Annotated in this window: 19 protein-coding genes; 5 read left to right on the plus strand and 14 right to left on the minus strand. The window is 68.7% G+C overall.

The annotated features are described in order from the left end of the window. Positions 1-169: 169 nt before the first annotated feature. Positions 170-1,354: an amino acid deaminase/aldolase gene (locus tag AC069I_RS05790; protein WP_340686021.1), complete on the minus strand. Its 1,185-nt coding sequence runs from the start codon at positions 1,352-1,354 to the stop codon at positions 170-172. Between the two features lie 103 nt (positions 1,355-1,457). On the opposite strand from AC069I_RS05790, the gene AC069I_RS05795 reads away from it, so the two are divergent. After that, positions 1,458-2,762 carry a D-arabinono-1,4-lactone oxidase gene (locus tag AC069I_RS05795; RefSeq protein ID WP_478264920.1) on the plus strand — a complete coding sequence of 435 codons (1,305 nt, stop codon included), beginning with the start codon at positions 1,458-1,460 and terminating at the stop codon, positions 2,760-2,762. Here the strand turns inward: AC069I_RS05795 and AC069I_RS05800 are convergent. From AC069I_RS05800 to AC069I_RS05820, 5 genes are all read right to left on the minus strand, one after another. Next, positions 2,759-3,706, minus strand: coding sequence for a ribose-phosphate diphosphokinase (locus AC069I_RS05800; RefSeq protein ID WP_478223863.1), 948 nt, complete (start codon positions 3,704-3,706; stop codon positions 2,759-2,761). The two genes, AC069I_RS05795 and AC069I_RS05800, sit on opposite strands and share 4 nt — an antisense overlap. 50 nt (positions 3,707-3,756) lie before the next feature. Next, positions 3,757-4,407 (minus strand): NAD(P)H-binding protein, encoded by a 651-nt coding sequence (locus tag AC069I_RS05805; protein ID WP_478223864.1) that lies wholly within the window; start codon positions 4,405-4,407, stop codon positions 3,757-3,759. A 19-nt stretch (positions 4,408-4,426) separates the two neighbouring features. Beyond that, entirely contained in the window at positions 4,427-5,077 is a 651-nt protein-coding gene (locus AC069I_RS05810) for a hypothetical protein (protein ID WP_340686024.1), read from the minus strand. A 350-nt stretch (positions 5,078-5,427) separates the two neighbouring features. Beyond that, positions 5,428-7,695, minus strand: a complete 2,268-nt coding sequence (locus AC069I_RS05815; RefSeq protein WP_478264921.1) for a serine/threonine-protein kinase — start codon at positions 7,693-7,695, stop codon at positions 5,428-5,430. Continuing rightward, positions 7,686-9,908: a serine/threonine-protein kinase gene (locus tag AC069I_RS05820; protein WP_478264922.1), complete on the minus strand. Its 2,223-nt coding sequence runs from the start codon at positions 9,906-9,908 to the stop codon at positions 7,686-7,688. Before AC069I_RS05820 ends, AC069I_RS05815 begins: the two co-directional genes overlap by 10 nt. A 118-nt stretch (positions 9,909-10,026) precedes the next feature. Here AC069I_RS05820 and AC069I_RS05825 point away from each other — a divergent pair, with 118 nt between their 5' ends. After that, a complete protein-coding gene (locus tag AC069I_RS05825; protein WP_125679246.1) occupies positions 10,027-11,097 on the plus strand; it encodes an HpcH/HpaI aldolase/citrate lyase family protein in 1,071 nt (356 codons plus the stop codon). After that, a complete protein-coding gene (locus AC069I_RS05830; RefSeq protein ID WP_478223867.1) occupies positions 11,094-11,948 on the plus strand; it encodes an HpcH/HpaI aldolase/citrate lyase family protein in 855 nt (284 codons plus the stop codon). Before AC069I_RS05825 ends, AC069I_RS05830 begins: the two co-directional genes overlap by 4 nt. A gap of 66 nt (positions 11,949-12,014) precedes the next feature. Here AC069I_RS05830 and AC069I_RS05835 read toward each other — a convergent pair whose 3' ends face one another. The 8 genes from AC069I_RS05835 to AC069I_RS05870 all read right to left on the minus strand — a co-directional run bounded on the left by AC069I_RS05835 (position 12,015) and on the right by AC069I_RS05870 (position 20,499). Beyond that, a complete protein-coding gene (locus AC069I_RS05835) occupies positions 12,015-13,394 on the minus strand; it encodes an amidase (protein ID WP_478264923.1) in 1,380 nt (459 codons plus the stop codon). 182 nt (positions 13,395-13,576) lie between these two features. Next, the gene (locus tag AC069I_RS05840) at positions 13,577-14,335 is read right to left on the minus strand and encodes an SDR family NAD(P)-dependent oxidoreductase (protein WP_478223869.1); all 759 of its coding nucleotides are present in this window, start codon (positions 14,333-14,335) and stop codon (positions 13,577-13,579) included. Next, positions 14,332-15,753, minus strand: a complete 1,422-nt coding sequence (locus tag AC069I_RS05845; RefSeq protein WP_478223870.1) for an aldehyde dehydrogenase family protein — start codon at positions 15,751-15,753, stop codon at positions 14,332-14,334. Before AC069I_RS05845 ends, AC069I_RS05840 begins: the two co-directional genes overlap by 4 nt. Then, positions 15,746-16,516, minus strand: coding sequence for an ABC transporter ATP-binding protein (locus AC069I_RS05850; protein WP_478223871.1), 771 nt, complete (start codon positions 16,514-16,516; stop codon positions 15,746-15,748). Before AC069I_RS05850 ends, AC069I_RS05845 begins: the two co-directional genes overlap by 8 nt. Continuing rightward, positions 16,513-17,259: an ABC transporter ATP-binding protein gene (locus AC069I_RS05855; protein ID WP_478223872.1), complete on the minus strand. Its 747-nt coding sequence runs from the start codon at positions 17,257-17,259 to the stop codon at positions 16,513-16,515. The genes AC069I_RS05850 and AC069I_RS05855 overlap by 4 nt, the downstream gene beginning before the upstream one ends. Beyond that, positions 17,256-18,068 carry an ABC transporter permease gene (locus AC069I_RS05860; protein WP_478223873.1) on the minus strand — a complete coding sequence of 271 codons (813 nt, stop codon included), beginning with the start codon at positions 18,066-18,068 and terminating at the stop codon, positions 17,256-17,258. The genes AC069I_RS05855 and AC069I_RS05860 overlap by 4 nt, the downstream gene beginning before the upstream one ends. After that, the gene (locus AC069I_RS05865) at positions 18,068-19,012 is read right to left on the minus strand and encodes an ABC transporter permease (RefSeq protein WP_478223874.1); all 945 of its coding nucleotides are present in this window, start codon (positions 19,010-19,012) and stop codon (positions 18,068-18,070) included. Before AC069I_RS05865 ends, AC069I_RS05860 begins: the two co-directional genes overlap by 1 nt. Then, entirely contained in the window at positions 19,009-20,499 is a 1,491-nt protein-coding gene (locus AC069I_RS05870; RefSeq protein ID WP_478223875.1) for an ABC transporter substrate-binding protein, read from the minus strand. The genes AC069I_RS05865 and AC069I_RS05870 overlap by 4 nt, the downstream gene beginning before the upstream one ends. 60 nt (positions 20,500-20,559) lie before the next feature. Between AC069I_RS05870 and AC069I_RS05875 the strand changes: the two genes are divergently transcribed. Both AC069I_RS05875 and AC069I_RS05880 read left to right on the plus strand, forming a co-directional pair. Next, positions 20,560-21,303, plus strand: a complete 744-nt coding sequence (locus AC069I_RS05875; RefSeq protein WP_478264924.1) for a FadR/GntR family transcriptional regulator — start codon at positions 20,560-20,562, stop codon at positions 21,301-21,303. A 20-nt stretch (positions 21,304-21,323) separates the two neighbouring features. After that, complete coding sequence (locus AC069I_RS05880) at positions 21,324-22,379, plus strand: patatin-like phospholipase family protein (protein ID WP_478223877.1); 1,056 nt, start codon at positions 21,324-21,326, stop codon at positions 22,377-22,379. The last annotated feature ends 45 nt before the right edge of the window (positions 22,380-22,424 follow it).

The following is a 22,424-nucleotide window of genomic DNA, read 5'->3' on the forward strand; positions in this document are numbered from 1 at the left end:
CCCGCTGACCTGGCCTTACCCGGTTATCCACATAACCTGTCCACACCCACCCACAGTTGTGGACAACCTCGCCCCTCACCCCTCGGAACCGCCGTCCCCGACACCCCCTCCCGATACGCTGGTGCGGGGCGCGCCCCCCAGGGATGGGTGGGGGGTGGGGTCGCGCGGGTCAGCCGAAGTTTTGGGATTCGCCTCGGTAGGTGGGGACGGTCCGGTCGACGCGGTCGCCGACGACGACGTGGTAGTGCGTGAAGCGTTCGGCGAGTTCGCCCGCCTTCGCGTGGCGCAGCCAGACGCGGTCGCCGAGCCGCAGATGGCGGGCGGCCTCACCGGAGACGGGGGTCTGGACTTCGCCGGCGCCCTCGAATCCGAGTAGCGAGAGGCCTTCGGGCAGGTAAGGCGTCGGGAGCCGCGAAGACTCGGCGGGGCCCGAAGCGATGTAGCCGCCGGAGAAGAGCGTCGCAACCTTCGGTGCCGGGCGGCGGACGACGGGCAGCGCGAACATCGCGGCCGGGCGCGGCGAGAAATGCGCGTAGCCATCGAAGAGCGTCGGCCCGATCAGGCCCGAGCCCGCCGCGATCTCGGTGACGGCCGCTTCGGCGCCGGTCGATTCGACGCTGCCGCTGCCGCCACCGTTGACGAATTCCAGGTCGGCCAAGGCCCGCACCGCGCGGACCGCGGCCGCGCGGCGTTTCGCGATTTCCACAATGGACTTCCGCTGCATCCAGCCGACGAGCGAGTTCTTGACGCCGCCACCCGCCGCGTCGCCGAGCCCGGCGATCTGACCTTCGTACGCCATCATCCCGACGAGCCGGAAACCCTTGCGGGACAAAATGGTTCGCGCGAGATCCGCGGCCTGCCTCGGACTGAACACCGGCGAGCGCCGGGTGCCGACGTGCACCCCTGGCAGCGGCCGCCACGAAGCGTCAAGCTCCAGGCAGACGCGGATTTCGGGATGCCCCTGCCCCAGCGCGGCATCGACCAGGTCGAGATGTTCGGGCGAGTCGACCATGATCGAGATCGCCGCCCGCGCCCGGTCGTTCGCCGCCAGCCGGCGGAGCGCGCCGTGGTCGGCGGTCGGGTACGCCACCACGATGTCCTCGGACGTCCCCTGCTCGACATGCCAGACGGCTTCGGCGAGCGAGTAGCACATGAGGCCTTCGAAACCGGGCCGCGCGAGCACCCGTTCGAGCAAATACCGGCAGCGCACGGACTTGCTGACCACGCGGATCGGTTTGCCGCCTGCCCGCCGCAGCAGGTCGGCGCCGTTCGCGTCGAACGCATCCAAGTCGACAACCGCGAACGGAGGATCCAGGTCCTTCGTCGCCAAGTCGTACACCGTCGCACTGGTCACCCGAACTAAGGTACGACAGAAGGGCTTGAAACGCGAATACTATTCACTTAATGTTTCGGCACTCGGACATCTCAAGGGCAGCAGCTCACGAAACGGGTGGCTCATGACACGGTGGAGCAACTGGGCCGGCACCGCGACGGCGTCGCCGCTGCGCGTACATCGGCCGCGGGACACGGCCGCGATCGCCGAGGCGATCGGCCGGTCCGCCGCGGACGGACGGCGCCTGCGCCCGCTGGGCAGCGGCCACTCCTTCACCGCGATCGCCGCGGCGGATTCCGACGCCATGGACCTGACCGGCTGGACGGGCATCGCGTCGGCCGACGTCGCGAAAGGCCAGGTCACGGTCCGTTCCGGCACCACGCTCAAGCAGCTCAACGCCGAACTCGACGCGCTGGGCCTGGCGATGACCAACCTCGGCGACATCGACGCGCAGACCGTCGCGGGCGCGATCTCCACCGGCACCCACGGCACCGGCGCGCGGCTCGGCGGGATCGCCACCCAGATCGCCGCGCTCGAACTCGTGCTCGCCGACGGCGCCGTGGTCACGTGTTCGGCGGATGAACGCGCCGACCTCTTCGCCGCGGCGCGGGTCGGGCTCGGCGCGCTCGGCGTCATCAGCACGGTCACCCTGCAGTGTGAACCGTCGTTCCTGCTCTCCGCCCAGGAGCGGCCGGAACCCCTCGAACAGGTCCTCGAAGGTTTCGACCGGTTCGCCGACGAGAACGACCACTTCGAGTTCTACTGGTTCCCCTACGGCAAGAACGCCCTGGTCAAGCGCAACAACCGGCTTCCGGCGGGCAGCGAACGCCGTCCGCTTGCCAAGCTGAAGGAATTCGTCGACTACGAGGTCACGGAGAACATCGCGTTCGGCGGCCTGTGCCGTCTCGGCCGCGCGGTGCCGAAACTCGTGCAGCCGCTCGGCCGGTTCGCCTCGAGCATCCTCTCCGCCCGCGAGTACAGCGACACGTCGCATCGCGTCTTCGTGACCCACCGCGGCGTGCGGTTCGTCGAGTCGGAGTTCGCGATCCCCCGCGAAGCGCTGCATGACGTCTTCTCCGAGCTCCGCGCGTTCGTCCCGAAGCTGGAGAACCCGGTCGCGTTCCCGGTCGAGGTGCGCGTCGCCGCCGCGGACGACATCTGGCTTTCGACCGCGAACGGCCGCGACTCCGCCTACATCGCGATCCACCAGTTCGTCGGCATGCCCTACCGCGAGTACTTCGCCGGATTCGCGTCGATCGTCGGCGAGGTCGGCGGCCGCCCGCACTGGGGCAAGATGCACGACCTCGACGCCGCCACCCTGCGCTCGCGGTACCCGCGCTTCGACGACTTCCTGCGGGTCCGCAAGGAGGTGGACCCGGCCGGGGTCTTCACGAACACGTACCTCGACCGGGTCCTCGGCACCGCTTAAGCCGTTTCGAACAAGGCGCTGACCGACTCGCCGTTGTGGATCCTCCGCATCGCCTCCGCCAGCGCGGGCGCGATCGACAGGACTCGCAGCTTCGGGCTCTGCTCCTCCGGCGGGATCGGCACCGTGTTCGTGCAGACGACCTCCAGCACGTCGGGCTGGCTGCCGATCCGTTCGAGCGCGCCGCTGGAGAAAAGGCCGTGCGTGCAGGCGACGCGGATCGAGCGCGGCTTCAGCTCGCGCAGTTTGGTGAGCAGCTCGATCACCGTGCTGCCCTTGGCGATCTCGTCGTCGAGGACGATCACGTCGCGGCCGGTGATCTCGCCGATCACCGAGCTGATCTCGACCCTGTCATCGGCGAAGCGCTGCTTCGCGCCGGCGGCGACCTGAACTCCGAGCAGCCGGGCGAAATGCGCGGCCTCCTTGGCGTTGCCGAGATCCGGCGAAACGACGGTGGCCGCGGAGAGGTCGTACTGGCGGAAGTGCTTCGCCAGCTCCTGCAACGCGTGCAGGTGATCGACCGGAACGCTGAAGAAGCCGTGCACCTGCGGCGAATGCAGCGTCATCGCGAGAACCCGGTCGGCGCCGGCGGTCGCCATCAGGTCGGCGACGAGACGGCCGCCGATCGAGATCCGCGGCGCGTCCTTCTTGTCCGAGCGGGCGTACGAGTAGTGCGGCATGACGACGGAGATCCGCTTGGCCGACGCGCCCCGCGCGGCGTCCAGCATCAGCAGCAGTTCGACGAGATGTTCCTGCACCGGCCGCACCAGCGGCTGGATCAGGAAGACGTCGCGCTCGCGGCAATTCGCTTCGAGCTGGACTTCGAGACAGTCGTTGGCGAATCGCTGCACCTTCACCGGATGCAGGGGAACGCCGAGATGGGCGCAGATCTCTTCGGCGAGCTCGGGATGTGCGCTGCCGCTGAAGACCGCGATGTCCTCGCGCAAGGACCTACTCCGTTCAGTCAAAAGACGGATTACGCCCACACACTAGAGTTTCACAGAGCGGAAAAGGCCTGAGAGATAGCAGTATCACCCGAGATCGCTTCGAGAACGCGGCCCGCCGTCGACGGGGCGTCGAGCAGCGCGACGAGAATCGCGGCGACGTCCTGCCGGGGAATGGGTCCGCGGCCGGTGGACTCGGCGATCAGGATCTCGCCGGTGCCTTCGTCGTTGGTGAGCTGTCCCGGCCGCAGGATCGTCCAGTCGAGATCGCGGGCGCGCAGATCGTCTTCGGCCGCTTTCTTGGCCTTGAGGTAGATCCGGAAATCGTCCGGGACGTCCACGGTCTCCCATTTGTCCGCCCCCATGGAGCCGACCTGGATATGCCGCCGGACGCCCGCCCGCTCGGAGGCGGCCGCGAAGAGTTCGGCGGCCGCTCTGTCCACAGTGTCCTTGCGGGCGGTGCCGCTGCCCGGCCCGGCGCCTGCCGCGAAGATGGCGGCGTCGGCGCCGTCGAGCACCTTGGCGACGGCGTCCACATCGGACTTTTCCAGATCGAGGACGACCGCTTCGGCACCGACGGCTTCGAGGTCGGCGACATGGTCGGGATTACGCACGATCCCCACCGCCTGATCACCGCGTGCGGAGAGCAGTTTCTCCAGCTTCAGCGCGATCTGTCCGTGTCCACCCGCAATGACGACTCGCATTCCCGCGAGCCTAGTGCGTTCAGTCCACTTCGGCAGGGAGCTCGGTTTCGCGCAGCAGCTGGTCGTAGACGATCTCGTTGACCAGGCGCGAGACAGGGTCCTCGTCGAGGATCATGCGCTCACCGTGGCCCTCGAGGTCGAGGTCGGCCACCGCGTTGGGGTCGGCGGTGACGATGCCGAGCCCGTAGGCGCGGGCTCGCGGCAGGCAGTTGCCGACGTAGTCTTCCGTCAGTACGGCAGGCGATGGGAGAACCATCGCGGCCTCGCCGTAACGTGCGAACGGAACCGCGGAGGCCATCGCGGTGCGCCAGTGCCGGGCGACCGCGAGGACGCCGATGATCTCGGCGGCCGGCGCGGGTGCGGTCGCGGCCAGCTCTGGCCATGTCCAGGTGTCGACGGTGGCGCGATCGATGACGGGACCCATGCCCATCGCGATGCGCTCGGCGTGCACGTCGGTACGGAGCCGGGCGACCACGCAGATCTTGCGGCCGAGCACGGTGGTCTCCGGCAAGACGATGCCGTTCCAGCCGAGCAGGGCCGCCGCCTTGCGCGAAAGCTCCCCGACGCTCGCGGGCAGTTCGATCGGCGGCACCACCCGGCTCGGCAGTGACCGGCTGCGCTTCGCGCCACCGGCGACCGTCGAGCTCTCCATGTTCGGTGTAGCCGCCACGTTCCGCCTCCTTCGAACCTGGTTTCCCTAGGGCTCTTCATCCCGTGCCACCTCGGTGGAAGCGGCACATGATCTGTCTAACAGGGCGGGGAGGCGACGGCGCCGGACAACGGGAGTGGCTGCGATCGGCGGCGCCTTGTCATCGGTGACCGGTCGGTAGGCGGTCATCGGACTTCAGTCCGACGTGCCGCCAACCGAGTGAGGGAGAGGTAAGTGGTGTCACCCGGCGTCTCCGAACGGTCACGAGCACGGACTGATCGCCACCGAACACCGGCGCGGCAAGGGAAGTAAAACGTTAGACCATTCAGCCCAGTGAATACCCATTCCACTTTGGACCTTCGCAGGTCAGGTCACGAGATCGTCGCGGTGCGGAGGAGTTCTTCGACGCCCGGTGTCCGCCACTCGTCCATCACCACGATTTGCCTGTCCGCAACGAACCAGATCCGCTGGGTCACTTGCGTCTCGCCGCTTCCACCCGTCTGTCCACGAGGAACACACTGGATCGTCCACTCCTCGTAGGTCGCCGATGTCCCGCCCACCGGTGCGGTGGTGGAAACCGTCCGCACGGCGTCACCCTCTTGGCGGAGGTCCTTTCGCCCGGCGGCGTTGCAGGCCCGGCCGCCCGCGCTGCGCCGATAGAACTCACCGGGCCGGTACGGCGGCTGTTCCGCCGACTGCTGAGTGTTGTCCGTGAGCAGGACGTACTTGCAGTTGAAGTACTTCTTGGGGTCCGGGCAGCCAGGATCGACGAGCACCTTCTCCAGCCCCTGCGAGACCACGGACCAGCCCTGCGGCAGATGCAGCGTCAGCGCGCCCGCCGAGACGTCGGTGACTCCCGGCGCGGGCGGGGCGGACGAAGTTCCCTTCAGCGGTTTTCCGCCGGTCACGCCCTCGACGAGCTCCGGGTTCAGGAGACCGCTCAGCTTGTCGTACGGCAGCGTGTAGTCCTGGACTCCGCAGGCGGTGGCGAAGCCGAGCAAGTTGAGGTCGACGGTCACCTCGACGACCGCCGGGGTGAACGCGAGCCACACCTTCGGCTCTTCGGCGAGGTCGGCCGTATTGAGGGGCTGGTACGGGAAGGTGCTGCTGACCGCACCGCACTGCTGCTTGTCGGGCCAGAGCAGTTCGGCGAGGGTCCGCAGGCCGTCGTCGCTGAACTTTCCGGGGGCGAACAGCTCGGCGGGAGTGAGCGCCTTGCCCTCCTTCAGGTCGATGGTCACCGCGGCACGACCATTTCCCCAGGTCGAATGCGGTTTGTTCGCGAGATCGTGCGTGTAGCGCACCGAGAGGTACCGCTCGTTCCGCGAGCGCACGTCGGCCTTCGTGAGGAGCTTGTACGGGCCGCGTTCCGGCTCCAGCTTGGCGGCGCCCGGGCCGGTCTTGCGGTTCCAGTCGTCGATCGGCGCCGTCAGTGCGTCGTTGACGCGCTTCAGCCCGGCCTGATCGGTGGACCCGGTCACCTCGGGGTGATCCCCGCTGTACGCGATGTTCGTCCCGGGCACGGTCCCGGTCCGGGTCTTCATGGCGACCTTGAGCGCGACGGCCTGCTGCGTGGTCGGCGGAGACGGCGGCGGCGTGCTCGCGTCGGAGAAGACGACCACCGAGCCGACCACGGCGGCCGTCGCCGCGACGACACCGATGGCGATCTTCAGTCCTGCCGCGATCCCGCCGGTGGACGCGGCCGCCGCGCCCGTCCCGGCGGCGGCGACCCCGGGCGCGGCCGCCGTACCGGCACCGAGCAGGACCAACGGGGTCGCCGCGGCGAGCACACCCGCCGCCTTCGCCAGCCGTGACCAGCCCTTGCGCTCCCATTCGTCGCCGTAGCCCGCGCGGGCGACGCGTTCCAGTTCACTGACGAACATGAGCGCGTCGACCGGTCGTTTCGACGGGTCCTTCGCCATTCCCAGCGCGACGATCTCGTGCACCGGCTGGGGGACTTCGCCGAACGGGATGGGCGCGTGTTCATGCAGCGTGCGGAGCACTTCGGTGTCTTCGGCCTGGTAGGGCCGGTGCCCGGCGACGCACTGGAAGAACACGCAGGTCGCGGCGTAGACGTCGGTCGCGGGCGTGGCCTGTCCGCCCGACCACTGCTCGGGAGCCATGTACGCGGGCGTGCCAACGGACGGGCCGCGTTCCCCCGCCAGGACGGCCGTGCCGAAGTCGACCAGCTTGCTCTCGCCGGTGTCGGCGACGAGGACGTTGGCCGGTTTGTAGTCCCGGTGGACGACGTGGGCGGAATGCGCCGCGGCCAGGCCGAGCAGCGAACCCTTCAGAACCGCGAGGGCGGCCTCGGGTTCGAGAGCGCCTTCGGCCTGGAGCACCGAACGCAGGGAGACGCCGTTGATCGCCTCCATGACGATCGCGGCGCCCTGCGGCGTCTCGAAGAACTCGTGCAGTTTCACGACGTGTGGGCTCGACACCCGGTGCAGCGCCAGGGCTTCCTGCCGGAACGCGGCGAGATGCGCGGGGTCCGCGGCGAAGCTAGAGAAGAGGTACTTGATCGCGACGAGGTGGCCCGTGGTGTCCTGGCGTGCGAGCACCACGCGGCCGAAGGTGCCCGTGCCCAGCTGCTCCAGCTCGGTGAAGCCGGGCAGTCTCCACTCGTCAGTCAGTTCCACTGCGCCTCTTCCAGAATCTTGTCGAGGCCTGGAGTGTTCCATTCGTCGACGATCACGAGCTGCGTTTTCGGCAGGAACCAGACCCGCTGGGTGACCGTGCCGCCGCCAGAACACGTGAGCCGCCACTCTTCGTAGGCGGCCCGCTTCGTCCCGACCGGGCGAAGTTCCTTCATCTGGAGGGTAGGTGCTCCCTGGGTCTCACCGGGTGCGCCGATGGAATGGCACGGACGCGGGCCGGTCGAGCGGTTGTACGGCTTGCCCGGTTCATACGCCCGCGTGGCCGGGTCGGCCCGCGAGTTGTCGCTGAAGACGACGCCCGCGCAGTGGAACGGCTGCGTCCCGCCTCCCGCGCACTGGTCGGCGGTCACCAGGTAGCGCTCGATGGGGACGCCGGAGAGCAGCGACCACTTTTCCGGGGTGGTGATGGTGAAGGCGCCGACGTCGTCCACTTTGGTGCGTTGCCCCTGCGTGCCGCCGAGCAGGTTCACGACCCCCGGGCTCAGCAGGTGGAGGAGGTGGCGGAATTCGACGGTGACCTGGGTCGGGTCGCAGACACGGGGGTAGCCGAGCACGGATCCGTAGACGTAGAACGTCATCCCGTTCGCGGTCGGTGCCGCTTGCAGCACGGTGTCGCCGGTGACGGACCACGGATCCGACATCGCGCGGGCCGGCAGGTGCTCGGGCGAGCTCGGCGCGTCGGCGAGGCAGTCACCCGGCCTGGCGGCGTCGAAGAGCATGTCTTCGAGCATGAGCATCCGGTCGGCGGTGCCGTCGACGTTGTCGAAGAGCCGCGCGGTGGGGATCGGCTCGCCCTTCGTCAGGTCGATGACGATGGGACGGATGCTGAACCCGCCGTGGTTGCCGAACTGGACGGAGTCGATCGAGCGTTTGTAGACGACCGAGAGCAGCTTGTCGTCCTGGCGCAGGATCTCGGCTTCGGTCTTCATATGCGGGATGTCGCCGTCGGGTTCCCGCTGGGGCGGGTAGCTGTCCGGCCAGAAGCCCGCGAGCCACCCGTCGATCGGCGCCATCAGCGCCTTGTTGACCCGTTCTTCGGCGGCCTTGTCCTTCAGCCCGCTGATCCGGACGTACTTGCCGTTGTAGTCGAAGCCGTCGAGCTTTTCGGTGCGGGTGAGGAGGTCGACCTTCATCGCGGCGACGGTCGTCGTCTGAGGCGGCGCTTCGTCACCGCCGGCGTTGACCACGACGACCGTGCCGACGGCGGCCGCGGTGACGGCGGCGACCGCGGCCGTCACCTTGAGACCGAGCGCGATCCCGCCACCGGTGGTGGCCGCGACCCCGCCACCCGCGATGACCGGTGCCGCGGCCGTCCCGGCACCGAGCAGGGCCAACGGGGACAGGGCGACCAGGACACCGGCGCCTTTGGCGAGCCAGTGCCAGCCGTTGCGCTCCCAGTCCTCGCCGTACGCCTTCCTGGCGGACGCCTCCAGTTCGGTGACGAACTCGGCCGCGCCCGACGGCCGATGGGCGGCGTCCTTCGCCATGCCGCGCGCGATGAGGTCGCGGACCGGTTCGGGGACCTCGCCGAACGGGATCGGGGCGTATTCGTGCAGCGTGCGCAGCACTTCGGTCTGTTCGGCCTCGTACGGCCGGTGTCCGGCGACGCACTGGAAGAACACGCAGGTCGCGGCGTAGACGTCGGTCGCGGGGGTGGCGATGCCACCCGCCCACTGCTCGGGCGCCATGTACGCGGGTGTGCCCGCGGCGACCCCGGTCTGCCCGGCGAGCACGGCGATGCCGAAGTCGACGAGCTTGCTCTGCCCCTCCCGGGTGACCAGGACGTTGGCCGGTTTGTAGTCGCGGTGGACGGTGCCCGCGGCGTGCGCGCCGGCGAGACCGAGCAGCGAGCCCTTGAGGATGGCCAGCGCGGCTTCGGGTTCGAGCTTCTCCTGGCGGCCGAGGATCTCTTTCAGGGAGATTCCGTGAACGGCTTCCATGATGATCGCGGCCCCTTGCGGGGTCTCGGCGAACTGGTGCAGCCGGGCGATGTGGGGCCCCGAAACGCGGCTCAGGATCTGCGCCTCGTGGCGGAATTCGGCCAGCCGCCGCGGGTCTGCCGCGAACCGTGCGTACAGGTATTTGATGGCCACGACCTGCGCGGATTCGTCGTGGCGAGCCAGCACGACCCGGCCGAATCCCCCTTCGCCCAGCGACCCCATCTCGGTGAAACCCGGCAAGGCCCAGTCGTCCACAGATTCCTCCGCGATTCCCGATCGTGTCCCCTTGGAGGTGAGCTGCGCCGCAGCGGTTCCCCGCCTTCCGGGTTTAGGGTTACTCGTCGGTCACTTGGCCCGTTGCGATGGAGGAACGATGCGTTCGCCGAAGGATTTCTTCGCCCCGCTCGCGGTGGGGGCGCCGGAACCGCTCCGCCAGATCCCCGTGCCTCCTTCGCGGATGATCCACTTCTTCGATCCCAGCAACGAGAAGATGGCCGCCAAGGTCCCGGATATCGCCAAGAAGGTCGACGTCCTGCTCGGGAACCTCGAAGACGCCGTGCGCGCCGACCGCAAGGAGGCCGCGCGGAACGGACTGGTCTCCATCGCGAAGTCGACCGACTTCGGCAAGACGCAGCTGTGGACCCGCGTCAACAGCCTCGACTCGCCGTGGGTGCTCGACGACCTGATCACGCTGGTCACCGAGATCGGCGACAAACTCGACGTGATCATGGTGCCGAAGGTCGAAGGCGCGCAGGACATCCACTACGTCGACCGGCTGCTCGCGCAGCTCGAGGCACGGGCAGGCCTGACGAAACCGCTGCTGGTGCACGCGATCCTGGAGACCGCCAGCGGCGTCGCGAACGTCGAGGAGATCGCGGGCGCGAGCCCCCGGATGCAGGGTATCTCGCTCGGCCCGGCCGACCTCGCCGCGAGCCGCCGGATGAAGACCACCCGGGTGGGTGGCGGGCACCCCGGTTACCTGGTGCGCACGGACCCCACCGGCGAAGACCTGAACGAGGGGCGCACGACGTATCAGCAGGATCTGTGGCACTACACCGTCGCGCGGATGGTCGACGCCTGCGCGGCGAACGGGATCCTGCCGTACTACGGGCCGTTCGGCGACATCCGCGACGTCGTGGCCTGCGAAGACCAGTTCCGCAACGCGTTCCTGCTCGGCTGCGTGGGCGCCTGGAGCCTGCACCCGGTGCAGATCGACATCGCCAAGAAGGTGTTCTCGCCCTCGCCCGAGGACGTCGCCTGGGCGCGGCGCGTGATCGCCGCGATGGGTGACGGCACCGGTGCGGTGATGATCGACGGGAAGATGCAGGACGACGCCTCGGTGAAGCAGTGCCGGGTGGTCGCCGAACTCGCGGACGCCCTCGCCGCCGACGATCCTGAACTCGCCGCCGCCTACGACGCGGCAACCAAGGAGGCTTCCGAATGAACCCCCGGCGATCCGTCCTCTACATGCCCGGCGCGAACGAAAGAGCGCTCGAAAAGGCCAAGTCGCTGGACGCGGACGGGCTGATCCTCGACCTCGAAGACGCCGTCGCGCCCGACGCGAAGGAAGCCGCACGTGAACGCGTTTGCGCGGCCGCGTCGTCGAAGGAGTACGGCTCGCGCGAGGTGACCATCCGCGTCAACGGCCTCGACACCGAATGGCACGACGCCGACCTCCGTGCCGCCGCGCAGGCCGGCCCGGACGCCATCGTGGTGCCGAAGGTCGACTCCGCCGCCGAAGTGCACAACATCGAGCGCGCGCTGGAGCTCGGCGGCGCGCCGGATCACACGAAGATCTGGGCGATGGTGGAGACGCCGGTCGCGATGCTGCACGCCGAGGAGATCGCGGCGGCGTCCGAACGGCTCACCGTGCTGGTCATGGGCACGAACGACCTGGCGAAGGAGCTGCACGCCGAGTTCGTCCCCGGCCGCGCGCCCCTGCTGGGCGGGCTTTCGCTCGCGCTGCTGGCCGCGCGGGCGACCGGCAAGGCGATCCTCGACGGCGTCTACAACGACGTGAAGGACCTCGAAGGCTTCGAGGCGGAATGTGTGCAGGGACGGCAGTTCGGCTTCGACGGCAAGACGCTGATCCACCCGGCGCAGCTGGAGCCGTGCAACCGGATCTTCGCGCCGTCCGAGGAGGAGATCACCCGCTCGCGCAAGATCATCGCGGCGTTCGAGGAAGCACAGGCGGCCGGGCAGGGCGTCGTGACCGTGGACGGGCGGATGATCGAGAACCTGCACGTGGACAACGCGCGGCGGATCCTGGCGCTGGCCGAGGCGATCGGCGGCTGACGCGTTCAGTCCTCTGAATGCGGTAGTTGCGCGTGCAAGGACCGCATTCAGAGGACTAAATGCGGGTCAGGGCCAGGGGCGCGGAGTGGGGCGAAGGGATTCGTAGGCGGCAGCGGCGCGAAGGACGTCGAGGTCGGCGAAGCGGCGGCCGCTGATCTGGAGACCGATGGGCTGGTCGTCGCTCGTGTAGCCGCAGTTGATCGAGACAGCGGGCTGGCCGGACATGTTGTACGGCACGGTGAACGCGATGTGCTCGAACGGGCGGCGCGGGTCGTTGGTCGGCGAGGGCCATTCGGCGGGCGGGGCCGAGACCGGGCAGGTCGGTGACAGGACGACGTCGAAACGTTCGGTCGCGCGCAGGGTCGCGACGGCGATGGCGTCGATCTGCGCGAAACCGCGGTAGGCGTCGACACCGCTGACGTCGGCGCCGCCGGCGGCCCAGTCGGCGATGTACGGCAGGACCTTCGCGCGGCGCTCTTCGGGCAGGGCCGACATGTCCGACCAGGCACGGACGCGCCAGAAAGTGTCGAGGCCGTCGAGCATTTCTCGGCGCAGGAACGGCGAAACCGGCTCGACGACGGCACCCGCGGCCTCGAAGACGCGTGCGGCTTCGGTGACGGCGGCGATCGTCTCCGGCAGCACCGGAAGACCGACACCCGGGTCGAGGTGCAGCCCGATCCGCAGGCCCTTGACCTCGCCCGACAACGAAGTCCAAGCGAGCGACGAGGGCGGCAGCGAAAGGTGGTCGCGACCGTCCACACCGGACAGAACGCTCATCAGCAGCGCGGTGTCGGCCACGGTCCGCGTCATCGGCCCGGCGACGCGGCCGAGGAACGGCGGATCCACCGGCACCCGGCCGAAACTCGACTTCAGCCCGACCAGGCCGCACCAGCCGGCGGGCAGCCGGATCGAGCCGCCGATGTCGGTGCCGACGTGCAGCGGGCCGTAACCCGCGGCGGCCGCCGAGCCGGCACCGGCGCTGGAACCGCCGGGCGTGCGCGTGGTATCCCACGGATTCCGCGACGCGGTGTGGAAACTCGACAGCCCGGACGTCAGCATCCCGTAGTCCGGCATGGTCGTCTTGCCCAGCAGGACACCGCCGGATTCGCGCACGCGAGCGCCCGCCGGGGCGTCTTCGGGCGCGGGTTCCAGCGCGGTGGCGGCCGTGCCGAGCGGGACCGGGGTGCCGCGGGTCGCGATGTTCTCCTTGAGCGTCAAGGGAACGCCGTCGATCGGGCCGAGCGGTTCCCCGGCGTGCCAACGGCCTTCGGACGCCTTCGCGTCTTCGCGCGCGCCACTCGGGTCATACGCGTAGAGCGCGTGCAGTTCGGGTTCGCGTGCCTCGATGCGGGCGAGGACGGCTTCGGTGACTTCGACCGGCGACAGTGTCCCGGCACGGTACCGCGCGACAAGTTCGACAGCGGTCAGATCAGGCAACTCCGGCACGGCAGCACTCCTTAGCGTCTGGTGAACCCGCGTCCGCGATCGACGTCGGCAGGGCACGACCTGACATCCAGGTCACGAAGGTGGTGAAGGCGCCCTGCCACCGCGATAGCGGGGCCTCCGGCCAGGGCGGGTTCACGCATTGAGTCACTTTCCCGACAAAGCACAGCTACGCCAACAGGTGCTTACGTCGCGGGCGGTTCGAAGCGGCCGTCGACCGCGGTCCAGCCGCCGTCCACCGCCAGCACGGAGCCGGTGACGAACGACGACGCGTCCGAGGCCAGATAGACGACGGCGCCCGCGAGTTCGTCCGGACGCGCCCATCGGCCGAGCGCGCCTTTGGTCGCGTACGCGTCGTACCAGCCCGGATTCGCCTTGATCTGCGCTGTCAGCGGAGTCTCGACGACGCCGGGCGCGATCGCGTTGACCCGTACCCCGGCCGGGCCGAACTCCGCCGCGGCGGTGCGGAACAGCTGCACCAGCCCGGCTTTCGTCGCCGCGTACGGTCCTTGCCCCGGCTCGACGGTGGTGCCACGGATCGACGAGAACCCGATGATGCTCCCCCGCCCCCGCTCGACCATCCCGGCGCCGAACGCGCGGACGACCTCGAAGGTCGCGCCGAGGTTCAGCGCGATCACCCGGTCGAATTCCTCGCGCGAGTACTCCAGCAGCCGTTTGCGCACGTTGGTCGCGGCGGTCAGCACCACGATGTCGATCTCGCCGAGTTCCGCCGCCGCCCGCGCGACCGCACCGTCCGAGAGCAGGTCGATCTCGTACGCCTCGCCCGCGCCGGTTTCCTTGGCGGCGGCGACATCGCGGTCCGCGACGATCACTTCGGCGCCGTGCGCGGCCAGCGCCTTCGCGGCTTCGCGGCCGATCCCGCTGCCACCGCCGAGGACGACGGCTCGCTTTCCGTCGAGCCGGAACAGGTTCTCATAGCTCACGGGCGCAGCACCGCCATCCTCGTCACGGTCAGTTCTTCGACCGCGAACCGCGGCCCTTCACGCCCGATACCGGAGTCCTTCACGCCGCCGTACGGCATGGTGTCGGACCGGAATCCGGGTACCTCGTTGACGACCACGCCGCCGACTTCGAGCTCGTCAAGTGCGCGGAACGCCGTCTTCAAGGACGTGCTGAACACCGAAGCGTGCAGCCCGTAGCGCGACGCGTTGACCGCGTCGAACGCTTCGCCCACAGAGGACACAGTGCGGATACAGACCACGGGGCCGAAGATCTCCTCGTCCCAGCATTCGAGGCCGTCGGGCACGTCGAGCAGCACGGTCGGCCGGATCACCGTGCCGTCGACACCTCCCCCGACCACCCGCGCACCGGCCGAAGTCGCTTTGTCGACCCATTCCTGGACGCGCTGAGTGGATCCCGGGTCGATCAGCGCCGAGACCCGCGTCTTCTCGTCTCGCGGGTCACCGATGACGACCTCGCCGAGCCGTGAGAGAACCCGTTCGGTGAACTCCTCGGCGACGGCTTCGACGACCAGCACCCGCTGCACCGAGATGCACGCCTGCCCCGACGCGTAGAACCCACCGCGCAGCACGGCGTCCGCGGCCGCGTCGAGATCCGCGTCCTCGGTGACCACCAGAGCGGCGTTGGACCCCAGCTCCAGCAGCGTCTTCGTGGGTGCGGCGTCGCGGGCGATCCGGTGCCCGACCAGCGCGGATCCGGTGAACGACACCGCGCCGACCCGCCGGTCGGTGACCAGCGCCGAGCCGACGGCCGCGTCGCCGGTGACGAGCTGGACCATCGCGGGCAGGTCGGTCAGCGACCGTACGAGATGCACGAGCCACAACGTCGCGAGCGGGGTCTGCGGCGCCGGTTTCACCACCACCGGGCAGCCCGCGGCGATGGCGGGCGCGATCTTGTGCGACGCCAGCAGCAGCGGGTAGTTGAACCCGGCGATACCGACCACGACACCGATCGGCTTGCGTTTCCAGAACCCGACCAGCCCGTCGCCGGACGGCAGCAGGTCGAGCGGCACGGTCTCGCCGTGCAGCCGCGAGACCTCCTCCGCGGCGGCCTGCCAGGTGACGATCGTGCGCGCGACCTCGACCCGGCAGTCGACCAGCGGCTTTCCGGTTTCGAGAACCAGAAGCCGCTCGAATTCGGCGCGTCGTGCTTCCAGAGCGGCGGCAACGTCGTTCAGAAGCGACCGCCGGGTCCGCGACGGCAGGGCCGCGACCTGCTTGAACACCGCGACCGCCTCGTCGATCGCGCGCGTGGCCAGCTCCGGCGTCCCGACCGGCGCCCGGCCGATCTCGCTCCCGTCGTACGGGAACACGACCGGCTGTGTGTCTACAGTGGACACCCACTCGTCACCGATCGGCAGTCCTTCCGGGTACTCAGCCATCGTCCCCTCCCCTCAGCCGCGCCAGCTCGGCCCGCAGATTCGGCGCGGCCGCCAGCAGTTCCCTGGTGTACTCGTGTTCCGGCGCGTCGTAGACCTGGTCGACGTCACCGATCTCGACGATCTCACCGCGCCGCATCACCGCGACCCGGTCGCAGACGTGCCGCACCACGCCGAGGTCGTGCGAGACGAAGATCAGCGTCAGCGAGTACAGCTCGACCAGCGACGCGAGCAGGTCGAGGATCTGTTTCCGCACCGACACGTCGAGCGCGCTCACCGGCTCGTCCGCGATGAGGACGCTCGGGTTCGGCGCGAGCGCCCGCGCGATCGAGATGCGCTGCCGCTGCCCGCCGGAGAACTGGTGCGGATAGCGGCCGGCGGCGTCCTCGGGCAGGCCAACGGCCTTCAGCAGTTCCGCCACCCGCGCGGGATCCCGGCGGCCCAGAGGTTCGGAAATGATGTCGCGCACCCGCATCCGCGGATCGAGCGAACCCATCGGATCCTGGAAGACGATCTGCAGTTCCGACCGCAGGAAGCCGAGTTTGCGTTCGGGCAGCGTGTCGATCCGTTGGCCTTGGAACGAGACACTGCCCGCCGTCGGTTTGTCGAGCGCGGCCAGCAGTCTGACCAAAGTGGACTTTCCCGAACCCGACTCGCCGACGATCCCGAACCGCTGACCTTCCGCGACGTCGAACGAAACTCCGCGCAGGGCATGGACGTCGCGCCGCGTGTAGCGACGTTCGAGGTCGAGTACTTCGAGCATCATCGGCTCGCCTCCAGATCCGAAGCGGCCAGAAGTTTCTTCGTGTACTCGTGCTTCGGTGCGGTGAGCACCTCGCGGGTGGTGCCTGCTTCGACGATCTCGCCGTCCAGCATCACCAGAACCCGCTCGCATACCGACGCCACGACGGCGAGGTCGTGCGTGATGAACAGCAGCGCGCTCTCCCGCTCCCGGACGCCGTCGAGGATCAATTCCAGGATCTGTGCCTGCACGGTGACGTCGAGCGCCGTCGTCGGCTCGTCGCAGATCAGCAGCTTCGGATCGTTGGCCAGCGCGATCGCGAGGACGACACGCTGCCGCTGCCCGCCGGACAGTTGATGCGGATAAGCGCGAGCGACACCGGGTAACCTCACGGAATCCAGCAAAGCCTCGGCCGCCTCGCGATGTTTCCCGCCGTCTCGGTGGATCCGCATCGGTTCGGCCACCTGCGCGCCGACCCGCATGGCCGGGTTCAGCGCGGTCATCGGTTCCTGGAAGACCATCGACATCTCGTTGCCGCGCAGCCGCGACAGGTCCTTCTCCGGCGCGCCCAGCAGTTCACGGCCGTCGAGTTTCACCGAGCCGGAGGCGGCGAGTTCTTCGGGCAGCAGGCCCATGATCGACAGCGCCGTCAACGACTTCCCGGAACCCGACTCGCCGATCAGCCCGACCCGCTCACCGCGTGCGATGCCGAACGAGACGCCGCGGACCAGGCCGCCGATGCCGAGACCGTGCACTTCGAGGGTCATAGCCGCGCCGCCAATCGGGGGTCGAGACGATCGCGAAGGCCGTCACCGAGCAGGTTGAAGCCGAGGACGGCGATGGCGATCGCGACGCCCGGCACGAGCGCGAGCCTCGGGTGCAGGGTCAGGAACATTTGGGATTCCTGGAGCATCCGGCCCCAGGACGGCGTCGGCGGCCGCGTGCCGAACCCGAGGAACGACAACGCCGCTTCCGCGAGCACGGCGATCGCGAACGACACCGACGCCTGCACGATCAGCAGCCCGGAGATGTTCGGCAGCACATGCCGCGCCGCGATGTTCAGCCGCGAGCGCCCGGCCGACCGCGCGGCCAGCACGAACTCGCTGCTCATCACCTGCAGCGTCCCCGAACGCGCGATCCGCGCGAACGACGGGATGGTCGCGATGCCGATCGCCACCATCGCGGTCAGCGTGTCCGCCCCGAACACCGCGCCGAACATGATCGCCAGCAGCAACGCGGGGAACGCGAGCACGAGATCGTTGACCCGCATGACGAACTCGCCGAGCCAGCGCGACGACATCCCGGCGAGGATGCCCAGCGGCGTCCCGATCAGCGCGGCGATGCCGACCGCGACCACACCGACGTACAGCGTCGTCCGCGCACCGACCATGAGCTGGCTCAGCACGTCACGGCCGAAGCTGTCCGTGCCCAGCGGATTGGCGCCGCTGAAGTCGTGCAGCCGGTTGGCCGCGTCGACCTTCACCGGATCGAACGGTGTCCACACGAACGAAAGGAGCGCGGCGAGCACGATCAGCGCGACGAGCACGCCGCCGATCACGAGACTGCGGCTACGCATCAGGAACCCCGCAATCTCGGGTCGAGCACCGTGTAGAGGACGTCGACCACGAAGTTCACCAGCAGCACGCCGACCACCAAGACCAGCACGATCCCCTGCACGGACAACAGATCCCGCGACGCCACCGAGTCGAGCAGCATGCTGCCCAGCCCCGGCAGGACGAACACGCGCTCGACGACGACCGCGCCGATCAGCAGGGTCGAAAGTTGCAGGCCGAGCACCGTCACCACCGGCACGGCGGCGTTGCGCAGACCATGGCGGAACAGCGCTTGGAACGGCCGAAGTCCCTTGGACCGCGCCGTGCGCAGATAGTCCTGGCCGAGCGTGTCGAGCACCGCGGACCGGACGTACCGCGTGAGGACCGCGCCCTGCACGAGCCCCAGCGACAGCGCCGGCAGGACCAAACCGCGGAGAAATTCGCCTGGGTCCTGCACGGGCGGTGTCCAGCCGCCGGAGGGCAGCCAGCGCAACTGCACCGCGAAGATCTGCACCAGGATGATGCCGGCGAGGAACGCGGGGATCGCGACACCGATCTGCGACAGCCCGGAAAGCGCGGTGCCGTCGGCCTTCCGATGCCGCACCGCGGCGAACGTCCCGGCCGGTACGGCGATCAGCAGCGCCACCAGCATCCCGGCCCCGACCAGCCACAACGTCACGCCGAGGCGGTCGGTCAGCGCGGGCCCGATCTCCTCGCGCGTGACGTACGAGCGGCCGAAGTCGCCTTGCAGGACACCGCCGATCCAGTCGAGGTACTGCGTCACCAGCGGCCTGTCGATGCCGAAATCGGCGCGGGTCTTCGCGACCAGTTCCGGCGTCGCGTTGACGCCGAGCGCGACCTGCGCCGGATCCCCCGGCAGCACGGCCATGAACAGGAACACCACGATGGACGCCACCAGCACGCTGGCCACGAGGATCCCCAGGCGGCGGAGCACCTTGACCGTCATCGCGGCGCCAATCCCGTGAGATCGAAGGACTCGCTGACCTGGTTGCGAACGAACCCGGTCACCTTGTTCTTCGCCACGATCACGTTGGGGAACAGGAAGAGCCAGTCCGCGGCGGCGTCTTCGGACAGCCGCCGCGCGACCTGGCGCATCGCGTCGACCTGCTCCTGGGGCGTTCCGGCGTCGGCCTTCGCCAGGTTCTGCTGGACGGGCTTGCTGTCGTAACCCCAGTAGTACTTCGGCCTGCCGAAGGTCACGATGTCGCGCGCCTCGACGTGCTGGATGATCGACAGGTCGTAGTCGCGGTCGGTGAAGACCTGTTTGAGCCACACCGCCGGGAAGTCCAGCGGCTCGATCGTCACCGTGACCCCGACGTCCGCCAGCTGCGACGCCACCACCTGCGCGGACGAGACGGCGTACGGCAGGTTGGGAATCCTCAACCGGAGCGAAGGATTCGGCTGGCCTGCCTCAGCGAGCAGGGCTTTCGCCTTCGCGGGATCGAACGGGTACGCGTTCGAAAGGTCTTCGTACCAGGGATCCGTCGGCGGGACCATACTGCCGATGAGCGTGCCGCGGCCGCCCCAAGCCGTGTCCAGCAAGGCCTTCCGGTCGATGGCGTACGACAGCGCTCGCCGCACGCGGACGTCGTTCAGCGGTGGGCGCGAGTTGTTGAACGCGAGCGTGACCTCGCTGTTGGTCGTGCCTTCGACGACGGTGAACCGGTCGTCGCTCTGGAACTGCGGGATCGAATCCGGCACGGTGATCGCGGAGATGACGTCGATCCCGTTGCTGAGCAAGGCGTTGTTGAGCGCCGTCGGATCCTTGATGTACTTGAGGACCACCGTGGAATATGCCGGTTTCCTGCCCCAGTACGCGGGGTTCTCCTTGAGCACGATGGAGTCTCCGCGCCTGCGTGAGGACACCGTGTACGGCCCGGTGCCGATCGGTTTATTCGCCAGATCCGCGACACCGGTGCGGCTGAACATCGCGCCGAGGCGGCTGGTGAGACTGAACAGCCAGCCGTTGCTGGGCTTCGTGAGCACGACTCGCGCGTGGTCCGGCGCCACGACGTCGACCCGGTCGACGACGTCCATTGTGGACTTGATCGACACGGTCCAGTCGGTCTTCACGCGCATCAGCGAGAACTTGACGTCCTCGGCGGTGAACGGCGCCCCGTCGCTGAACTTCGCGTTCTTCCGGAGCTTGAAGTCGTAGGTCCTGCGGTCTTCCGAGATCGTCCACGATTCGGCCAGCAGCGGCACGATCTTCGCGTCCGCGTCGAGTTTCACCAGGCCCTCGTAGACGTTGTACAGCAAGGCCTGCGGGATGGCGGCGCCGTCCGTGCGGGTGAAGTCGAAGTTCGCGGGTTCGGCGGTGTAGCCGATGGCGAGCGTGCCGGGATCCTTGGCCACCGTGGCACTCGATCCGGCGGAGCAGCCGGACGCCACCAGCAGCAACGCTGCCACTGCCGCGTGAATCCGGGGTTTCATCCTGCCCCCTGACCGGTAGACTGGTCTGACCAGTAAACCAGACGAGACGGCAGGGTCAAGATGGAATTCGAGCCGGTCGCCCCTGTCCGCGCGTACCAGCGTGTCGTCGAGCAGATCGAGGAAGCCGTGTTCAGCGGCCGGATCAAACCGGGCGACCGGCTGCCGAGCGAACGCGAACTCATGGTGCAGTTCGACGTCGGCCGCTCGACCGTGCGAGAGGCGCTGCGCGTGCTGCAGGCGGCGGAGATGATCCGCTCGCGCCCGGGCGACCCGCGCGGGCCCGAGGTCCTAGCCGCCTCCCCCGCCGCGTTGCACCGGTCGATGCACCGGCTCGCGCGCGCCGACCACATCGGCCTTTCCGAGCTGTTGCAGTTCCGCATGGTCCTCGACGGTTCCGCACATCTGCTCGCCGCGCAGCTCAGGACCGAAGACCATCTCGCCGAGCTGGACACGGCGCTGGAGGCGATGCGCGAGGGCGTCTCGAAGGGTTTCGCGGAGTTCTCCCACGCGGACGTCGCGTTCCACGAGGCCATCGCCCGCGCGACCGGGAATCCGCTGCTGGTGATCAGCGGCGAGGTCGTCCGCGGTGTCGTACTGGAACTCATCGAGGACAAACTGGAACACGCCGACGACCGGACGGCACTGATGCGCAACTGGCTGGCACACCACGAAGAGGTGCTGGGAGCGATCCGTGACTCCGACGGCGAGCGTGCGTCGAGGCTGGCGAAGCAGGCCCTGTACGACAACTACGCCGAGTACGTCCCCGAGAAGCAACGTCGCCTCTTGCGGCCCCTGCTCGCTTGACCGCCTCTACACTCGCTCAGGTGGGGGATATCAAGAAGCCTTCGACAGCGCGCCAAGGTGTCGGTCTCGCCCTGTCCGGCGGCGGCTACCGCGCGATGTTGTTCCACACCGGAGCGCTGTGGCGGCTCAACGAACTCGGCTGGCTGTCGAAGATCTCGACGTTCTCGAGCGTCTCGGGCGGCTCGATCGCCGCGGGCGTGCTCGCGCACGCGTGGTCGGACCTGAAGTTCGAAAACGGTGTCGCGGACAACTTCTACGACGAGGTCGTCGCGCCGGTGCGGAAACTGGCACGTACCCGGCTCGACATCCCGGTCACCTTGCTGGCCATGGCGATGCCCTGGCGAAGCGCCGGTGAGGAGCTCGCGCGGGTGTACGCGAAACACCTGTTCGGCGACTGCTGCCTCAAGGACATCGACCCCGGCGGCCCGCAGTTCGTCTTCACCGCGACGAACCTCCAGGACGGCGCGCTGTGGTGGTTCTTCCGTCAGAACGGGCCGCACGGGAACATCCCGCTCGCGACCGCGGTGGCCGCGTCTTCGGCCTTCCCGCCGATGCTTTCACCCGTCGTGATCCACGACCCGCTTTCCGACGAGCGGAAACGCAAGATCGTGCTCAGCGACGCCGGCGTCTACGACAACCTCGGCCTGGACCCGGTCGAAGGGCACGCGACGGTGCTGGTCAGCGACGCGGGCAAGCGGATGAAGGTCGCGCGGAAGGTCAAACGTGACTGGGGGCGGCAGTTGCTGCGCGTCCTCGACGTGATCGACAACCAGGTGCGCGAGCTGCGGCGGGGCGCGCTGCTGAAGTCCTATGTGGAGAAAGATTTCAGTGGCGCCTACTGGGGTTCCTACGTCGATCTCGAGAACTTCGAGCTCAAGGATTCGCTGAAGGCGCCTGTGGATCTCACGCACAAGCTGGCGGAGACCCCGACGCGCCTGACGAAACTGCCGGAAGTGCTGCAGGAGCGGTTGATCAACTGGGGTTACGCGGCCTGTGACGCGGGGATGCGGAAGTGGGTCGACACCGAGGCGGTGGCTCCCGACGGGTTCCCGTTCCCGGCCGCGGGCCTGGGCTGAGCGGGTCCCCGGATGCGAGGAAAGGTCCTTTCCTCGCAAAATTTG

The sequence above is a fragment of the Amycolatopsis sp. NPDC043885 genome (assembly GCF_056435685.1).

What these genes read in the sequence shown, in the direction of transcription:
- AC069I_RS05795 (WP_478264920.1), top strand. Translation starts at nt 1,458, where the DNA reads ATGACACGGTGGAGCAACTGGGCCGGCACCGCGACGGCGTCGCCGCTG.
- AC069I_RS05805 (WP_478223864.1), bottom strand. Translation starts at nt 4,407, where the DNA reads ATGCGAGTCGTCATTGCGGGTGGACACGGACAGATCGCGCTGAAGCTG.
- AC069I_RS05825 (WP_125679246.1), top strand. Translation starts at nt 10,027, where the DNA reads ATGCGTTCGCCGAAGGATTTCTTCGCCCCGCTCGCGGTGGGGGCGCCG.
- AC069I_RS05830 (WP_478223867.1), top strand. Translation starts at nt 11,094, where the DNA reads ATGAACCCCCGGCGATCCGTCCTCTACATGCCCGGCGCGAACGAAAGA.
- AC069I_RS05845 (WP_478223870.1), bottom strand. Translation starts at nt 15,753, where the DNA reads ATGGCTGAGTACCCGGAAGGACTGCCGATCGGTGACGAGTGGGTGTCC.
- AC069I_RS05850 (WP_478223871.1), bottom strand. Translation starts at nt 16,516, where the DNA reads ATGATGCTCGAAGTACTCGACCTCGAACGTCGCTACACGCGGCGCGAC.
- AC069I_RS05855 (WP_478223872.1), bottom strand. Translation starts at nt 17,259, where the DNA reads ATGACCCTCGAAGTGCACGGTCTCGGCATCGGCGGCCTGGTCCGCGGC.
- AC069I_RS05860 (WP_478223873.1), bottom strand. Translation starts at nt 18,068, where the DNA reads ATGCGTAGCCGCAGTCTCGTGATCGGCGGCGTGCTCGTCGCGCTGATC.
- AC069I_RS05865 (WP_478223874.1), bottom strand. Translation starts at nt 19,012, where the DNA reads ATGACGGTCAAGGTGCTCCGCCGCCTGGGGATCCTCGTGGCCAGCGTG.
- AC069I_RS05870 (WP_478223875.1), bottom strand. Translation starts at nt 20,499, where the DNA reads ATGAAACCCCGGATTCACGCGGCAGTGGCAGCGTTGCTGCTGGTGGCG.
- AC069I_RS05875 (WP_478264924.1), top strand. Translation starts at nt 20,560, where the DNA reads ATGGAATTCGAGCCGGTCGCCCCTGTCCGCGCGTACCAGCGTGTCGTC.